This window comes from Arthrobacter sp. CAL618, from assembly GCF_000468215.1.
Lineage (GTDB): Bacteria > Actinomycetota > Actinomycetes > Actinomycetales > Micrococcaceae > Arthrobacter_D.
In genome coordinates, this window is the sequence record NZ_ASZW01000091.1 from 84,636 (window position 1) to 85,719 (window position 1,084).

1 protein-coding gene and 1 pseudogene are annotated in these 1,084 nt (G+C 58.7%); one reads left to right on the forward strand and one right to left on the reverse strand.

What is annotated here, in order from left to right; genetic code table 11:
- Window positions 1–785: pseudogene (locus K728_RS23100) on the forward strand (hypothetical protein); the annotation flags it as partial.
- A gap of 66 nt (window positions 786–851) precedes the next feature.
- Here the strand turns inward: K728_RS23100 and K728_RS18535 are convergent.
- Window positions 852–1,084, reverse strand: a 233-nt coding sequence (locus K728_RS18535; RefSeq protein WP_035747303.1) for a TOBE domain-containing protein, incomplete at its 5' end; no start/stop codon positions are given.

Genomic DNA, 1,084 nt, shown 5'->3' on the forward strand with positions numbered 1-1,084 from the left:
CCCTGCCGTTCCTGGTGGGCGAGCCAACCGATGAGAATGATTTCAACAACAACATCATCCTTGGCGGCCCGGGCAACGACCTCATTGAGCCTCGACTAGGACAGAACTTTGTCGATGGCGACGCGTGGCTTGATGTCAACGTAGTCTGGCGGCCAGGCGGCGAAACGGAGCCTGTAGTTGAACGGCAAAAGTCGATCACCGCCTTCCAGGTACGGATCTTTGCCGGGCAAATCAACCCGGGAGACCTGTACATTGAACGGAGGATCATGGATGCCGATTCGGACCAGGCTGAGGTGACGAACACCGTTGTCTACGCGGAAACGCGGGCCGAGTTCACTATTGAGGAACTGCCAGACGGTGCCATTCGTGTCACCAACATCTTGGAACCGGACATCCGTTCAGATGTTCTGAAAAGCATCGATGTTCTTCAGTTCAGCGATGAATCGGTGGATGTTTCTAATGGCGTTGCAGCCCCAGTCGCATTGCCCGCGGATACAGTGACACTGGATGAGGTTGTCGCAGCTGTTGGCGACACGGTAACCGTGACGGCTGATATCGATCCTGCGGCGGAAGGTGTCGCCTTCGAACTGCAGGCAGTCGCTGTCGGTGAGGGCGGAGATACAAACGCCGCCACGACTCAGAACAACACCACCGGAGAGTTCGTCATCACGGAGGCGGAAGAAGGATTCCAGCTACAGGTTGTTGCGACCTTCACCGACGCCGATGGCACACCGGTTCAGGTCACGTCGGAAGCCACAGAAGCGGAGGTGGCCCCAGCACCGTAACCCGGTGGACTGGAATGCAACTGAACAGGAAGGGACCCGTAGCTCAGGCTGCGGGTCCCTTCCGAATTAATGTGGATAAAGGCTCACTCCGGTGGACTTGACCACGAAGAACACCTTCATCCCGGGAACCAGGTCGAGGTCCGCCGCGGCTGCGGCGGTGATCTCGGCGCTGAGGTGACCGGCGCGGACACTGACCAGACCGCCGCGCTGTTCCAGATCACTGATCACTACCGGCAGCACATTCCGCGGACTACCGGATGGTTCCATCACAAACACCGAGACCGCGCGGGGGCTGAAGA